The 15,363-nt window shown below is 74.5% G+C and carries 11 protein-coding genes; 1 reads left to right on the plus strand and 10 read right to left on the minus strand.

Annotation, left to right across the window (positions count from 1 at the left end; genetic code table 11):
• Nucleotides 1–50: 50 nt before the first annotated feature.
• The 3 genes from ACZ55U_RS09150 to ACZ55U_RS09160 form a co-directional block, all read right to left on the minus strand.
• The gene (locus tag ACZ55U_RS09150; protein ID WP_465524057.1) at nt 51–1,049 is read right to left on the minus strand and encodes a YdcF family protein; all 999 of its coding nucleotides are present in this window, start codon (nt 1,047–1,049) and stop codon (nt 51–53) included.
• Nucleotides 1,050–1,372: 323 nt separating this feature from the next.
• Nucleotides 1,373–1,798, minus strand: a complete 426-nt coding sequence (locus tag ACZ55U_RS09155; RefSeq protein ID WP_465524059.1) for a hypothetical protein — start codon at nt 1,796–1,798, stop codon at nt 1,373–1,375.
• A 105-nt stretch (nt 1,799–1,903) separates the two neighbouring features.
• Nucleotides 1,904–2,581, minus strand: coding sequence for a TetR/AcrR family transcriptional regulator (locus ACZ55U_RS09160; RefSeq protein WP_465524061.1), 678 nt, complete (start codon nt 2,579–2,581; stop codon nt 1,904–1,906).
• Between the two features lie 283 nt (nt 2,582–2,864).
• On the opposite strand from ACZ55U_RS09160, the gene ACZ55U_RS09165 reads away from it, so the two are divergent.
• Nucleotides 2,865–4,367 (plus strand): MFS transporter, encoded by a 1,503-nt coding sequence (locus tag ACZ55U_RS09165; protein ID WP_465524063.1) that lies wholly within the window; start codon nt 2,865–2,867, stop codon nt 4,365–4,367.
• 78 nt (nt 4,368–4,445) lie between these two features.
• On the opposite strand, the gene ACZ55U_RS09170 is transcribed toward ACZ55U_RS09165, so the two are convergent.
• The 7 genes from ACZ55U_RS09170 to ACZ55U_RS09200 form a co-directional block, all read right to left on the minus strand.
• Nucleotides 4,446–5,327: a lysophospholipid acyltransferase family protein gene (locus ACZ55U_RS09170; protein WP_465524065.1), complete on the minus strand. Its 882-nt coding sequence runs from the start codon at nt 5,325–5,327 to the stop codon at nt 4,446–4,448.
• Nucleotides 5,324–6,166, minus strand: coding sequence for a GNAT family N-acyltransferase (locus ACZ55U_RS09175; RefSeq protein WP_465524067.1), 843 nt, complete (start codon nt 6,164–6,166; stop codon nt 5,324–5,326). Before ACZ55U_RS09175 ends, ACZ55U_RS09170 begins: the two co-directional genes overlap by 4 nt.
• A gap of 434 nt (nt 6,167–6,600) precedes the next feature.
• The gene (locus ACZ55U_RS09180; RefSeq protein ID WP_465524069.1) at nt 6,601–7,983 is read right to left on the minus strand and encodes a serine hydrolase domain-containing protein; all 1,383 of its coding nucleotides are present in this window, start codon (nt 7,981–7,983) and stop codon (nt 6,601–6,603) included.
• Between the two features lie 178 nt (nt 7,984–8,161).
• Nucleotides 8,162–9,487, minus strand: a complete 1,326-nt coding sequence (locus ACZ55U_RS09185; protein WP_465524071.1) for a M1 family metallopeptidase — start codon at nt 9,485–9,487, stop codon at nt 8,162–8,164.
• A 46-nt stretch (nt 9,488–9,533) separates the two neighbouring features.
• On the minus strand, nt 9,534–13,409 hold the full coding sequence (locus ACZ55U_RS09190) for a Pls/PosA family non-ribosomal peptide synthetase (RefSeq protein WP_465524313.1): 3,876 nt from the start codon (nt 13,407–13,409) through the stop codon (nt 9,534–9,536).
• A gap of 540 nt (nt 13,410–13,949) precedes the next feature.
• Entirely contained in the window at nt 13,950–14,813 is an 864-nt protein-coding gene (locus tag ACZ55U_RS09195; RefSeq protein WP_465524073.1) for an NmrA family NAD(P)-binding protein, read from the minus strand.
• Nucleotides 14,810–15,298, minus strand: coding sequence for a hypothetical protein (locus tag ACZ55U_RS09200; RefSeq protein ID WP_465524075.1), 489 nt, complete (start codon nt 15,296–15,298; stop codon nt 14,810–14,812). Before ACZ55U_RS09200 ends, ACZ55U_RS09195 begins: the two co-directional genes overlap by 4 nt.
• Nucleotides 15,299–15,363 lie beyond the last annotated feature (65 nt).

Genomic DNA, 15,363 nt, shown 5'->3' on the forward strand with positions numbered 1-15,363 from the left:
TCGCCCGGGGAATCCCGGGCCCCGGCGCGGTGGCCGGGGCTCGGGGCGGTTCAGAGGGCTGCGATCGCGCCGCAGAGGGCGATGAAGCCGCAGATGCCGAAGTTGACCAGCTTGTGCGAAAGGAAGATCGCGGCGAACTCGCGGATGGTCGCGCTCGGCCAGTAGTAGCGGGCGGTGGGCGAGCCGAAGACGTGTCCGTTGACGCCGGTCTGGCGGGCGAGCAGCGCGGCCCGGAAGGCGTGGAAGTTGTTGGTGACCACGACGCAGCGGTAGTCGGGCTTGGCCTGCTCCATGATGGCCTTGCTGAAGAGGAGGTTCTCCTCGGTGGTGCGCGAGCGGTCCTCCCGCTCGATGTGCTCCGCGGGGAATCCGCGCTCGATCAGGTAGTCGGCCATCGCGTGGGACTCCGGCAGCTTCTCGTCCGGTCCCTGGCCGCCGGAGGTGATCAGCACCGGCGGGTTGCCGCGCGCGGCCTGCTTCTCGTACACCTCGCGGCCCCGGTTCAGCCGGCTGGCCAGCAGCGGCGGAACGCGCTCGCCGCCGATCAGCCCGGAGCCGAGCACGACCACGAAGTCCACGTTCTTACGCGGCCGGTGGCGGCTGTACAGGAAGGCGTAGCCGACGAAGCAGGCGAACAGGAAGGAGATGTAGCCGACCACCAGGACGGCGGTACCGGCCAGGGCGGCCAGCAGCCGCGAGTGGAAGACCATGGCGGCGATCAGCAGCCCGATGACCCCGAGGATGCCCAGCCCGGCGAGCAGTGACAGCAGGTTGGCCGGCCGTCGGCCCTCCTTGCGGATCATGGTCAGGCCGTTGGCGAGCAGGAACCAGACCAGGGCCCCCGTGCCGAAGGCGGGCAGCAGGATGACGGCCACGGCCACCATCTCCACCACCAGGTTGGGCGCCTTGCTGAGTTCGGCGAGCACGGGGAGCGCGAGGAGGCAGACGGCGATGCCGAGCAGGACGGCGTTGCTGAACTGGCGGCGGTCGCGCAGTACCCCGATTCCGAACAGCAGGAAGAACAAGGCGGCTGGGGTGTAGGCGATCATGTGTCGTAATGGTAGGGCTTTCGGAGGTCTTCCTCGGTCTGGACCATTCATCGGAACGGCCCAGCCGACTTCGCGGTCCGAGGACGCTCAGGCTCAGGCGGAGCACTCGATCGCGGCCGGAACCGCCACCCTCGTCCGGGCGCTCCCGGTGTGGCGGCCTCGTCGACACGACCGCCGACCGGGCGTCCGGTCAGGCCTCGGCCCCACCTGCCGGGCGGTGGCGGCTGCCCGCCGGGCCGGCTCGTCGATGCTGTCGAGCAGCTCGGTCATCCGTGAGCTCGTCCTGCGGCGCGCCGGCTGGTTCCGGCGAGCCCACCCCGGGGTCAGATCCCGAGGTCGAGGCCGAAGGCGGTGTCGAAGGAGGCGAACCCGACGCAGAGGATCAGCCAGACACCGAGCGCGCCGGTCACCGAGGCGGTGATCCGCCCGATCCTGGTGCGCTGCTCCTCGGGCTTCCGCCGGTGGCGGATGCCGTGGACGAGCCCGAGTGCGCCGAGGGCCGCGAGGGCGCAGGCACCCGCGGGGCTGGCCGCGTACAGCACCTGCGCGAGGACGAAGGCTCCCGCCAGCGAGGCCGTGGTCAGGACGAGGAGCGCGATTCCGCCGACGAATTCGAAGACCAGCTCGCTGAGGCAGCCCATCGTCTTCCGGGCGGCACCCTCCGCCAGGCTGATCTGCCCGCCGGGGACAGGTGTCGGATCCCCGGGCTGATGGCCGGTCGGCTCCTCCGCTGTCCGGTCCTCGGCCATGCCCCCACCTCGTGCTCTGCCGGTCCTTGCCCCGGCGGTGATCGTACCTGGGGGTCGGGGCGTTGCCGCAGGTCGGGGGCGGCCGTGGGAGTGGTCCGGGCCGGGTCAGCGCCGATCCGGTGGCAGCAGGGCCGCGAGGCCGTCGAGGATCCGTTGCAGGCCGAACTCGAAGCGGGTGTCCATGTCGGGCCCGGTGAGGTGGTCGGCCAGGGCCGCGAGGTTGGGGTAGGCGTCCGTCGGCAGACCGCGGAAGACGTCCCCGGCGGCGTCGGCGATCTCCCGACGGCTGGTGCCGAGCACTTCGGCGGCCGAGATCGGTGACTGCTCCTGGAGCACGAAGCCCTGGACGAAGGCGCCCAGCAGGTAACTGATCATGGCCGTGTCGGCGTCGGAGAACCCGGCGGAGCGGAGCCGGTCGAGCTGGTCCTCCATCAGGTTGAGCAGGCACGGCCCGGGGGCGAGGCGGCCGGCGACGACCTTCGCGGCGTCGCGGTTGTCGAGTAGCAGCCGCCGGTAGCGGGAGCAGTACTCGTGCAGTTCCGATCGCCAGTCGCCCTGGCGCGGCGGGGGTTCGGCCGTCGCCAGGAGAGCGTCGCTGAGCAGGTCGAGCAGCTCCTGCTTGTTGCGGACGTGCCAGTACAGGGAGGCGGCCTTGACGCCGACCTCGGCGGCGACCTTGCGCATCGACAGCCCGTCCAGGCCGTCCCGTTCCAGTACGCGCAGCGCGGCCTGGGTGAGGGCCTCCCGGGTCAGGGCGGGGGTCGCGTCGTCGTTCTCCGGCATGGCGGTGCGGAGGCCTCCAGCGGTGGGGCGGACCGGTGCGGTTCGCGGATCAACAGTGTGGCGGATCAACAGTCCGGTGGACCAACAGTGCCACGACCCGCTCCGGGGACGGACCCCCGGTCGCGGATATGAGCTTGCGATCTAACGGTGTTAGGGGCACTCTGTGCGTGTCACATCGAGCCCTAACACCGTTAGGGGCGAGCGGTCGGGAGGAATCTCCATGGGGGAGTCGAGCACGCGCCGGAAACGGCTGGCGCTGTTGACGCTCTGTATCGCCATGTTCATGGCCATGTTGGACAACGTCATCGTCAACGTCGCCCTGCCCCGCATCGGGCAGGAGCTGGACGCCGGGATCAGCGGCCTCCAGTGGGTCGCGGAGGGCTACAGCCTGGTCTACGCCGCACTCGTCCTGACCGGTGGCGCGTTGGGCGACCGCCACGGTCGTACCCGGATGTTCGTGCTGGGTCTGGGCCTGTTCACGGTCGGCTCGGCGCTGGCCGCGCTCGCCGGAACGATCGGGGTCCTCGTCGCGGCCCGGATGGTCCAGGGGGTCGGAGCCGCGTTGCTCACCCCCGGGAGCCTGACCCTGCTGGGGCACGTCTTCACCGGCGAGCGTGAGCGGGCCAAGGCCATCGGCGTGTGGTCCGGGGTGTCCGCGATCGGCCTCTCCATCGGTCCGGTGATCGGCGGCCCGATGGTCGAGCACCTCGGCTGGGCGAGCGTGTTCTGGATCAACGTGCCGATCGGCGTGGCCGGAGTGGTGCTCGCCGCCAAGGTCCTGCCGGAGATCCCGCCGCGAGCCCGGCGGATCGACTTCGGCGGGTTCGTGCTCTCGGCGGCGGGCCTCGGCCTCCTGGTCTACGCCCTGATCGAAGGCCCGGCACGGGGCTGGACCGATCCCCGGGTGGTCGGCTGCGGCGTCGCCGCCCTGGCCCTGCTGGCCGGCTTCCTGCTGCTCGAACTCCGGCTGGCCGAGCCGATGCTGGAGCTGCGGCTGTTCCGTGACGGCGCGTTGAGCGGCGCGCTGCTCAGCGGATTCATGGTGAGCTTCGGGATGTTCGGAGCGCTGTTCTTCCTGCCGTTGATGATGCAGGGCGTGCTCGGCTGGTCCCCGTCCGGCGCCGGGTACGGCGGACTGCCGATGACCGCGATGCTGGTGATCGCCGGCCCGCTGTCCGGCCGGCTCGCCGCCCGGTACGGCCCCCGGCCGCCGATGGTGTTCGGCCTGGCACTGTGCGCGCTCGGCCTCGGTGGCTTGTCCCTCTACGGAGACCGCGCCCACTACCCGGAGTACCTCTGGACGCTGGTCGCGATGGGCTTCGGGATGGGACTGACCTTCACCCCGGTCTCGGTCGCGGTGCTCCAGAGGGTGGCCCCGGCGCAGACCGGCATGGCGTCGGCGACCGTCAACACCCTGCGCGAGCTCGGCGGTGTGCTCGGGATCGCGGTGCTCGGCGCCGTCCTGACCAACCGGATGACCAGCGAGCTGACCTCGGCGCTGCACCGGCTCGGCGTCCCGTCGGACGCCGTCGGTCCCGTCGCCGACGCGCCAACCGGTGCCGGGCACGGCGGTGGCGGCGCGGCCGGGGTCCTGCCCGCTCCGCTCCAGGAGGCGGTGGACGGCGCCTTCGTCGACGGCATCCACCTCGCCGTGCGCTGCGGGGCGCTCGTGCTCGCGGTCACCGCGGTCCTGGTCGCCGTCCTGCTCGGCCGGGCGCGCCCGATCGCCCCGCCGGAGGCCGCCCCTCCGCGCCCGGCGGAGCCGGCCGGGGCCCGCTCCGTCTGACCGGTCGCCCGAACCAGCGCCCGGCCGGGCGCTGGTTCTCCGCCTGGCCCCGCGTCTGCCGCACCGTCGGCCCGTCCGTCAGCGGATGCCTTCGATCGCCGCCTGCGCCCGGCGAGCCAGCTCACGCCGGGCACCCGCGCGGTCGGGCCGCGGGCCGGGCGGTGGGATCGGCGGCAGGAAGGTCACGTCGGCGACCAGCCCCCGGGCAGCGACCACCCGGGCGAGCGAGGTGAGCAGCCCGTCGTCCCCGATGAAGGCGGGCACGCTGGTCGGCCGCCCGTCCGCCAGCCGGTAGCGGATGGTCACCGGCTGGACGTCGGCACCCGCGTCCACCGCCGCCTGGAACAGCGCGGGCCGGAACCGGCCGCTCTCCCGCCCGCACCAGGTGGATCCCTCCGGGAACACGATCACCGGCTGACCGGAGCGCAGCACCTCGGACACCGCCGCCACGGTGTCCGGCAGGGTGCGCAGCCGGTCGCGGTCCAGGAAGACGGTGCCGCACCAGGCGGCCAGCGGGCCGAGCACCGGCCACCGCCGGACCTCGGTCTTGGCCAGTGAGCGGCCCGGGCAGCCGGCGGCGAGCAGCGGTATGTCCAGCCAGGACACGTGGTTGGCCACCACGAGCACCCCGCCGTACACCCCGATGCCCGTTCCGCCGTCCCTCCCGCCGTCCGTCCCGCCGTTCGCCTCGCGCGCCGGCTCGCGCGCCGGCTCGCGCGGCCGGGTGAGGTGGACGGTCACCCCCAGGGTGTGGAGCACCACCCGGGCCCAGAGCCGGACCAGCCGGATCCGGGCGTCGTACGGGAACAGCCGGACCGGTACGCCGAGCACCACCCCGGCCAGCACCGCCGCCAGACAGCCGGTCAGCCGCAGCGCCCGCCGGGGGTGGGAGACCTCCGGCGCGGGTTCGGCCAGGCAGGTCTCGGGCCGGCAGGTCGCCGTCGGCAGCCAGACGCTCACGACGAGGAGCCGGGGGTGCCCGAGGCGGGCACCCCGGACAGGAAGTGCCGCAGGTAGCGCGGGTCGGTGCGCTCCAGGGACAGCAGCACGTACAGGTCGGCGCAGTCGAAGTCCGGATCGTACGCGGGCTCGCCGCAGACCCAGGCGCCCAGCCGGAGGTAGCCGCGGAGCAGGGCCGGCAGCGGGCCACGCTCGGCGCGCGGCACCCCGGTGGCGTCCCAGCGGCGGTGCGGGGTGACCCGGTACTCCGCGGGGGCCAGGTGCTTGGCGCTGACGGCGTCCCAGACCCGGGCCGCGGTGGCGCCGCCGTCCGTCAGCTCGATCGAGCAGCAGCCGCCGACCCAGGTGTTGCCGGTGTCCGCCAGGTAGCGCGCGATCCCGCCCCACATCAGGTTGATGACGGCGCCGTTGCCCCGGTGGTCCGGGTGGATGCAGGAGCGCCCGAGTTCGACCAGGCCGGGGCGGACCGGCGCCAGTGCGGAGAGGTCGAACTCGCCGTCGGAGTACGACCGACCGGCCCGGCGGGCGGCCTCGGGGCGCAGCAGCCGGTAGGTCCCGACGACGGCGCCGTCCTCGCCCTCGCGGACCAGCAGGTGGTCGCAGTACTCGTCGAAGGGGTCGACGTCCAGGCCCGCGACCGGGCTGTGCAGGACGGCGCCGAGCTCGGCACCGAAGACCTGGTGGCGCAAGCGCTGGGCGGCCCGCACGTCGTCCTCGTCGCGTGCGAGGGAGACGGTGTAGGCGGTCGGCTCGGCGGGCTGGGGGCGGGGCGCGGGGACCGCCGGGGCGTCGGGGGTGGGGGCGACTGCGGACGGAGCGTACGTGGGGACGGTGGTCATGGCAGACCCTCCAGGGCAGCACGATCGGCGGTGCCGTGGATCACCAGGGCACCGTCCCGGTCCGCAGGCGGTTGGGCAAGGACGCGAACCGGTCCCCGTATGTCTCTCCGAGCCGGTTGGCATTCATGTTGCGGCCCGGGGGAGCGCAGATGTGCACCTGTTGAATGGGACCACCCGTGGCGTGCCGGACACGTGTCCGGCACCCGCCGCTCGTCCGCCGGGGGTGGACAACACGGGCCGCAGGGGCGTACGGCCGTACCGTACGCCCCTGCCCTTCGGGGGGCGCACGCCCGCTCCCAGGCCGTGCGCCCTTGTCGTCGCCCGCGCGTGTTCCCGGCGTCGCGCCCCAGGGATGCCGTGGCGTCCTCAGGGTGCCGTCGCCTCCGCGGAACGCCGTCGCGCGTCGCGGCGCCGTGGCGCCCCGTGACGTGCGATCAGAACGACCGCCAGCCCTCCGGGTCGACCCCGCCCGGGACGGCGCCGGTCGGACCGTACGGTTCGCGGGTGTAGACGAAGGAACCGATGTCGAGGTGGCTGACCGTGCCGTCGGGGTGGCGGACCACCCGCAGGGTCTCGCCCGCGTAGTAGTTCGCCACGCCGGTCCAGGTGCCGTCCGGTTCGGGCCGGAAGCACGAGCCCCGGCCGACGCCGGTGAGCGGGGCGAGCTCCAGGACCCGGCCGGGCCGCAGCCGCAGGGCGGCCGGCGCGGCGCCCCAGTACCAGGGGCCGGTGATCTCCGGCAGCTCCGGGTCCACCGCCTCGGCGAGCGGGCGCCACGGTTCGGGCAACCGCGGTTCGAGCTCGGCGGTGAGCGCGATCAACTGGGCGGCGAGCGACGCGGCGCTGCCGCCGCTGGTGGCGTTGGAGAGGGCGTACGCGGCGAGGCCGTCGGCCTCGCTGATCCACAGGCCCGCGGTGAAGCCGGGCATCGAGCCGGTGTGTCCGAAGAGCAACCGGCCCTCGTGGCGGCGCAGTTGCAGGCCGAGGCCGTAGCCGCTCGTCCACTCGCCGTCGTCCGGGGCCACGGCCGGTCGGCGCATCTCGGCGAGGGTGGCGGCGGACAGCACCTTGTCGTCGCCGGCCGCGAGGAAGGCCGCCCAGTGGGCCAGGTCGGCGCCGGTGGACCAGAGCTGGCCGGCCGGGCCCATCAGGCCGGTGTCGGTGAGCGGTTCGGGAAGCATGACGTCGGCCCACGGGTGGACCGCGAAGCCCCCGGCGTGCGGGTGCTCGGGCAGCAGCGTGGTGCGGTCCATGCCGAGCGGGGCGAGCACCTCGCGGCGCAGGACCTCGCCCCACGGCTCGCCGCGCAGCCGGGCCACCAGTGCGCCGAGCAGCGCGTAGCCGGGGTTGGAGTAGTGGTGCACCCGGCCGGCCGGGTGCACCAGCGGACGCTCGGCCTCCAGGAGGTCGTCGAGATCGGGCCGCAGCGAGCCCTCGGTCCGCTCCCACCACGGGGCGGGGGTCTCGGCGGCCAGGCCGGCGGAGTGCGCGAGCAGCTGGGCGATCGTCGCATCGTCGGCGGGGGTGCCGGGCAGGTGGCGGGAGAGGGGGTCGGCGAGGTCGAGCAATCCCTCGTCGCGCAGCCGGAGCACCAGCACGGCGACGAAGGTCTTGGTGAGCGAGCCGATCCGGTACTGGACGTCCGGGGTCGGCGCGTGCCCGTCGACCATGCTGCGGGCGCCGCTCCACACCGGCTGCCCGTCGCGCACCACTCCGGCGACCATCGACGGCGTGCGGCCCTCGGCCTGGGCGACGGCGAGCCGGTGCAGCAGGGCCCGGCGGGTGGTCGGCAGCAGCTCGTTGGGCAGGTCGGTCATGTGGGCTTCTGGACTCATCGGCATGGGTACGCACAGTAGCCCAGCCCTGGTCCGGGGCCGACCGAATAAGGCCCTGGTCGAGCGAGGCCCGTCGGACAAGCCGACGGACAAGCCGACGGACAGGGCCCGTCGGAGAAGCCGGCGGGCAGCGGGCGGACCGCCGTTCCCGCCGCCGTGCTCACTCCGGCAGCGGCGGCAGCTCCGGCAGCTCCAGCCAGGCCTCGAAGAGCGGGCCGAGCGGGACGGTGGTGAACCGCGCGGCGTGCGCGCGCAGGTCGGCGGTGGAGACCACGCCGTGCCGGTTGGCGCCGGTCCAGTCCCGCAGCATCGCGAAGAACGCGTCCTCACCGAGCGTGCGCCGCAGCGCGTGCACCACCAGCCCGCCGCGCTGGTACAGCCGGTCGTCGAACATCAGCTTCCGGCCCGGATCGCCGAGCCGCAGGTCCTGCGGCAACCCGGCCAGCAGCCGGTGCGCCGCCGCGGCGTGCACCGCCGCGCCCGGACCGCCGGAGTGCTCGGACCAGAGCCACTCCGCGTACTTGGCGAAGCCCTCGTTGAGCCAGATGTGCCGCCAGTCGGCGATCGTGACGCTGTTGCCGAACCACTGGTGGGCCAGCTCGTGGGCGATCAGCCGCTCGCGCTCCCAGCCGCCGCCGAGGTGGTTGGTGCCGAAGGTGGCGACGCCCTGCGCCTCCACCGGGACGTCCAGCTCCTCGTCCGCGACCACCACCGCGTACTCGCCGAACGGGTACGGCCCGAAGACCTCGCCGAAGTACGCCGCCATCTCCGGCTGCCGGGCGAAGTCCCGGGCGAACGCGTCGGCCAGGCGCTCCGGCACGTACCCGGACTGCGGCACCGCCGGCCGCACCGCCAGCGGCACCGGCCGGTAGTGCCCGATCGACACCGTCACCAGGTACGTCGGGGTCGGCGCGCTCTGCTCGTACACCCAGGTGGTGCTGGACGCCTTGGTCGTGCGGGTCAGCAGCCGGCCGCTCGCGACCACGGTGAACGGGGACGGCGTGGTCACGGCCAGCTGGTAGGTCGCCTTGTCGGCGGGCCGGTCGTTGCACGGGAACCAGGACGGCGCTCCGACCGGCTGGCTCGCCACCAGCGCGCCCTCGGTCAGCTCCTCCCAGCCCAGGCCGCCCCACGGACTGCGCACCGGGCGCGGGTTGCCGGTGTAGTGCACCTCGACGGTGAACGCCGCGCCCGGCGCCAGCGCCCTGGCCGGACGGATCCGCAGCTTGCCGGACCGGTGGGTGTAGCGGGCGGCCCGGCCGTCGACCAGCACCCGGCCGATCCGGAACTCGGCCAGGTCGAGCGCGAACTCCGCCAGCGCCGCGTCCGCCACCGCGCTCAGCCTGGCCGAGCCGGCCAGCCTGTTGGGACCGGGCCGGTAGTCCAGCGCCAGCTCGTAGCGGTGCACCCGGTAGCGGTGGTCGCCGCTGTTCGGGAAGTACGGGTCCGGGGCACCGGCGGCCGCGGGGGCGTGCTTGGACTTCACGGGGCGTGCGCTTCCTGCGGGCCGGGACGGGGGGTCGGGGAGGTGGTCACGACGTGGTCTGCCACGCCTCGATCGGGTTGCCCAGCCACCGCGTGTCGGCGGGGACGGACTCGGCGCGCATCACCAGCGAGGCCGGGCCCAGCGTGCTGCGCGCGCCCACCGTGCTGCCGGGCAGCACGATGCCGCCCGGGCCCAGCGTGGCGCCCTCGCGGAGGACCACAGTATCCATCCGCATGATCCGGTCGTGGAAGAGGTGCGTCTGCACCACGCAGCCCCGGTTGACGGTGACGCCGTCGCCGAGCGTGACCAGGTCCGCCTCCGGCAGCCAGTAGCTCTCGCACCAGACGCCGTGGCCGACGTGCGCGCCCAGCGAGCGCAGCCACAGGTTGAGCACCGGTGTGCCCGGCACCGCGCCGACCAGCCACGGCACCGCCAGCATCTCCACGAAGGTGTCCGCCAGCTCGTTGCGCCACACGAAGCCGCTCCACAGCGGGTGCTCCACCGCCCGGAACCGCCCCACCAGCAGCCACTTCGCGGCCACCGAGACCACGCAGGCCACCACACCGGCGGCCAGCAGCACCACGCCCGACAGCAGCGCGGCGGTCAGCGGCGAGCCGGCCGCCAGCCGGCACAGCGCCGCCGCGGTCAGCAGGCCCAGTGCCGCCGAGGCCAGCACCGGCACCAGCCGGCCGAGCTCCACCAGCCCGCGCGCCCACAGCAGCCGGGTCGGCGGCTCGTAGGTCAGGCTCTGGTCGGCCCGGTCCGCCGAGCGCGGCAGCCGCATCGGGGGCATGCCCAGGTACGAACCGCCCTTCTTCGCCTTCGCCGGGGTCGCCGACAGCACACCCACCAGGCCGCGCTTGGGCACCGAGCGGCCCGGCGCGGTCATCCCCGAGTTCCCGAGGAACGCCCGCTCGCCGACCTTCGCCTCACCGAGCCGCACCCAGCCGCCGCCCAGCTCGTACGGGGCCATCAGGGTGTCGTCGGCCAGGAACGCGCCGTCGCCGACCGTGGTCAGGCTGGGCAGCGCCAGCACCGTGGACACCTCCGCGTGGCGGCCGACCCGCATCCCGAGGGCGCGCAGCCACAGCGGTGTGATCAGCCCGGCGTAGAGCGGGAACAGCACCTCGCGGGCCCGGTCCATCAGCTGGGTGACGGTCCACGCCTGCCAGCCGACCCGGCCGTGCAGCGGGTGCGTCCCGGGCACCAGACCGATGCTCAGCAGTCGGACCAGGGCCACCAGCTGCGCCGCGTACACCGCGCCGAACGCCAGGGTCGCGGGGACCAGGCCGAGCAGCGCGCCGCCGAGGGCCGGGCCGAGGTCCTGTCCCTGCTCGACGAACCGGGACAGCACGGCCAGCGCGGCGAGCGCGGGCAGTGCCGGGAGCAGGCCGAGCACGGCACCGCTGGCGCCGTACAGCGAGGCCCAGCGGGCCCGGCGGGCCGGGCGTTCCTTGGGCCAGCCGCGTTCGGCACGGCCCAGCTTGACGGCGGGCGCGCCGCCCCAGCGCTGGCCGGTCGGCACCTGGCCGGTGACGCTGGAGCCGGCCGCCACCTGGGCGCGCTTGCCGACCCGGGCACCGGGCAGCAGCGTCGAACGGGTGCCGACCACGGCACCGGAGCCGATCTTGACCGGGCCGACCAGCAGCCGGTCGCCGTCCAGCCAGTAGCCGCACAGGTCCACCTCGGCCTCGACCGCGCAGCCGCGGCCGAGCTTCAGCATGCCGGTGACCGGCGGCAGCGAATGGAGGTCCACCTCGGGCCCGACCTTGGCGCCCAGCGCCCGGGCGTAGCGCACCAGCCAGGCGCCGGACAGCGAGTCCGCGCCGCTCAGCTCGGTGAGCCGCTCGGCGGTCCACAGCCGCAGGTGGACGGAGCCGCCGCGCGGGTGGCTGCCCGGGCGCAGGCCGCGCAGCAGCAGCCGGGCGCCGCCCGCCGCGATCGCCAGCCGGCCCGGCGGGGTGTACAGCGCGAGCGCGCCCGCGCCGACCCACCACCCGGAGGCGGTGGGCGCCCACGGGAAGTCGCCGAGGTGGCCGAGCAGGTTTCCGGCGGCCAGCAGGGCGACCGTCCAGCGCAGGCCGACCACGGTGAACAGCGGGATCAGCAGGAGCAGCTGGAGCAGCTTGGCCCTGGTCGGCACCAGGGTGACGGTGCGGGCCTCGCCGCTCTCGCCGGCGGTGCGCTCCAGGTGCCGGGCGAGCTTGCGCAGCGTCGGGTGCTGGTAGATGTCTAGCACGGCCGCGCTCGGGTAGCGGGTGCGCAGCAGGGTGGTCAGCCGGGCGGCGGCCAGACTGCCGCCGCCGATCGCGAAGAAGTCGTCGCGCGGGCCGGTGACCCGGACACCGAGGATCTCCGACCACTGCTCGGCCAGCCAGGCCTCGGTGCCGTACAGCTGCTCGGCCGGCCCGGCGGTCTCCAGCTCGGGCAGCGGCCAGGGCAGGGCGGCCCGGTCGACCTTGCCGGAGGTCCGGGTGGGCAGGGTCTCGACCGTGGCCAGCAGCGGGACGAGGGCGGCGGGCAGTTCGGCGCGCAGCCGCTCGACGGCCTGCTCGCGGTCGAAGCCGTCCTGGACCACCAGGTAGCCGACCAGCAGCTGGTTGCCGCCGCGCGCGGTCCGGACGGCCGCCGCCGCGCCCGCCACGCCGGGCAGCGCCTGGAGGGCCGCGTCGACCTCGCCGAGCTCGATCCGGCGGCCGCCCAGCTTGATCTGCTCGTCGGTGCGGCCGAGGAACAGCAGGCCGGCCGGGTCGGCCTGGACGAGGTCGCCGCTGCGGTAGGCGCGTTCCCAGCCCAGCGAGGGCAGCGGCGCGTACTTCTCGGCGTCCTTCTCGGGGTCGAGGTAGCGGGCCAGGCCCACGCCGCCGATCACCAGCTGTCCGGTGCCGCCGGCGGCCACCGGCAGGCCGGCCTCGTCGACCACGGCGAGGTCCCAGCCGTCCAGCGGCAGGCCGATGCGCACCGGGCCCTCGCCGGTCAGCAGGGCGGCGCAGGCGACCACGGTGGCCTCGGTGGGGCCGTAGGTGTTCCACACCTCGCGGCCCTCGGTGACCAGGCGCTGCACCAGCTCGGGCGGGCAGGCCTCGCCGCCGAAGATCAGCAGCCGGACCTCGTTGAGCGCCTCGGCCGGCCACAGCGCGGCCAGGGTCGGGACGGTGGAGACCACGGTGATCTCCTGCTCGGCCAGCCAGGGGCCCAGGTCGGCGCCGCTGCGGACCTGGGAGCGGGGGACCGGCACCAGGCAGGCGCCGTGCCGCCAGGCCAGCCACATCTCCTCGCAGGAGGCGTCGAAGGCCACCGAGAGGCCGGCCATCACCCGGTCGCCGGGGCCGATCGGCTCCTCCTGGAGGAAGAGCGCGGCCTCGGCGTCCACGAAGGCGGCCGCGTTGTGGTGGGTGACGGCCACGCCCTTGGGCTTGCCGGTCGAGCCGGAGGTGAAGATGATCCACGCGTCGTCGGCCGGGGTGGGGCGGCGCTCCAGGGCGGGGGCGCGCTCCACGGGGACGGCCAGGGCGCGGTCGGCGCCGAGCACGGCGGCGACGGCGGCCTCGCCGAAGACCAGCTCGGCCCGCTCGTCCGGGTCCTCGGCGTCCACCGGGACGTAGGCGGCCCCGGCGGCGAGCACGGCGAGGATCGAGACGTACAGGTCGTTGGTGCCGGAGGGCACGCGGACGCCGACCCGGTCGCCCGGGCCGATCCCGGCAGCGGCGAGGCGGCGGCGCAGCTGTTCGACCTCGGCGGCCAGCGCGCGGTAGCTGAGCACGGCGCGGCCGTCGTCCAGGGCGGGTTCGTCGGGGTGGGCCCGCACGGTGGCGTCCAGGACGTCGATCAGGGTGCGCGGGGTGGCGGCCGGGCGGCCGGGGAACAGGGCGAGCGGCTGCTCCGGCTGCGCCGGGGAGGCCTGGAGCGCCTGGGAGGCCAGGGCGGTCCGGGTGTGCTCTCCGGGTGCGGGTACGGCCCGCACTGTGGGCTCCTGTGGTGTCGGCGTCGGTGTCGGTGTCGGCGTGGGTGCCGGGGGCGTCGGGCCTGGTGGTGGCGTGGCGTGCTGCTGCGGGTGGCTCGGTTCAGCTGTCATGGCAGCCGTGCGCTCCTCGTCCTCGCCCCGTTCCGACCGATGCCCGGCCCCTGGGGCGGTGGGAGCACCCCCTGATCGGGTGACCCCACTCCGGGGCCGGAGCGGACAACCCGACCGATGGTAGTCCCGGGTAGACGACCGGGCAGGACCGGAAACCCGGCTCAACTGGCGCTGGGACGGGCTCATCTGACATTGCGTCAGGTGATAACTGAGGTTTCCCCGCATTGATGTGACGGCTTGTCAGTCGAACTGACGATTCGTCAGGTCGATTTTCCGACCGTGATCCACACCACAGGGAATGCTGCTCCCTTCGGGTGCCCGGGGCTGCGGGCCGGGCATTCCGGGGCGAAAATCCCGGTTCGGGTCCGGCCCGCCCCCCTGTGGTGGTCAGCGGAACCGGTGCAGGTTCTCGGAGAGGAAGGCCTCCAGGGTGCGGGGAGCACGTCCGGTCAGGCGCTGGAAGGCGTCGTCCGGCAGCTCCTCGCGAATCGTCGCGAGCTGCTGGATCTCCACCACGTGGGTGGCCAGCCAGTGCGGCATCCCGGCCTGGTCGACCAGGTGGGCGTGCAGCTCGGACGGGCTCAGGTCGAGGTAGCGAACCGGCCGGCCGAGCAGCCGGCCCAGCAGCGCGGTGAGCTCGGGGTGGCTGTAGGCCCGTCCGCCGGTGAGCGGAAAGGTGCCGCCGGCGGTCTCCGGACGGGTGAGTACCTCGGCGGCGGCATCCCCGATGTCCCGGGTGTCCACGTAGTTGCACCGCGCCCGCCCCAGGGCGCCGTGCACCACCCCGGCGGCGATGGCGGGTGCCAGCAGCAGCAGTTTCTGCATGAACGCGTACGGTCGCAGGACGGTGGTGGTGAGGCCGGATGAACGCAGTCGCTCTTCGATCAGGTGGTGGCCGCGGGAGGCGCCGACGGGGGAGTCCGGTTCGGCGGCGGGCGCGGAGACCTTGACGACGTGCTCCACGCCGCAGTCGACCGCCGCCTCGATCGCGTTCAGCTCGTACCTGACCTGCTGCGGGCCGTTGGCCATGGTGAGGAAGAGTTGGCGAGCGCCGTGGAAGGCGGTGCGCAGGGAGTGCGGGTCTGAGGCCTCGACCGGGAGGACGGAGGTCCGGGCGAGCGTGCTCTCGTCGAGTGAGGCGGCCAGCCGGGCGGGGTCGCGGCTGAGGGCGCGGCTCCGGACACCGAGGGCGGCGAGGCTGCGCAGGGCGGCCCCGCCGGTGGCGCCGCTCGCGCCCATGATGACGATCATGATGTCTGCCTTTCGAGGGTGGACGGGCTGGGGCGTCGGTGCTGCGCCGCGCGGGCGGCGTGGCTGCCGTGCCAGCGCCAGGTGGTGATGGTCGCGGCGATCGCCGAGGAGACCGGCAGGTCGACCGGCAGCCGGTGCGGCCACGGGCTGTCGGCGAGCCCCGGGACCTGTGGGAGCCAGCGGGCGGCGGCCAGGCCGATGGCCGTCGCGAGCACGGCGGCGGCCAGGCCCAGGGCGGCGGACGCGATCGCACGAGGTGCCCGGGTGGGGCGGGAACGGGCGGGGCGGCGGCGCAGCGCGGTGCCGAGGGCCGAGGCCACCAGGGCGGAGGTGCCGCCGATGGTGGTGAACGCGGCGGCCGTCAGGTGCGGTTGGCCGGAGACGACTCCGCCGGCCCCGGCCATGGCGGCGGGCATGGCGTAGGCGACCAGGACCTCGCGCCACAGGACGAAGGGCGGGGGCGCGCCGGGAGCCTTCTTGCTCATGGGTGGACTTCCTCCGGTATCGGGTGGGGCGCCCGAGCAGTTGTGATTAGGTGCCTAACTATCCG

Source organism: Kitasatospora sp. NPDC034533 (assembly GCF_055575155.1).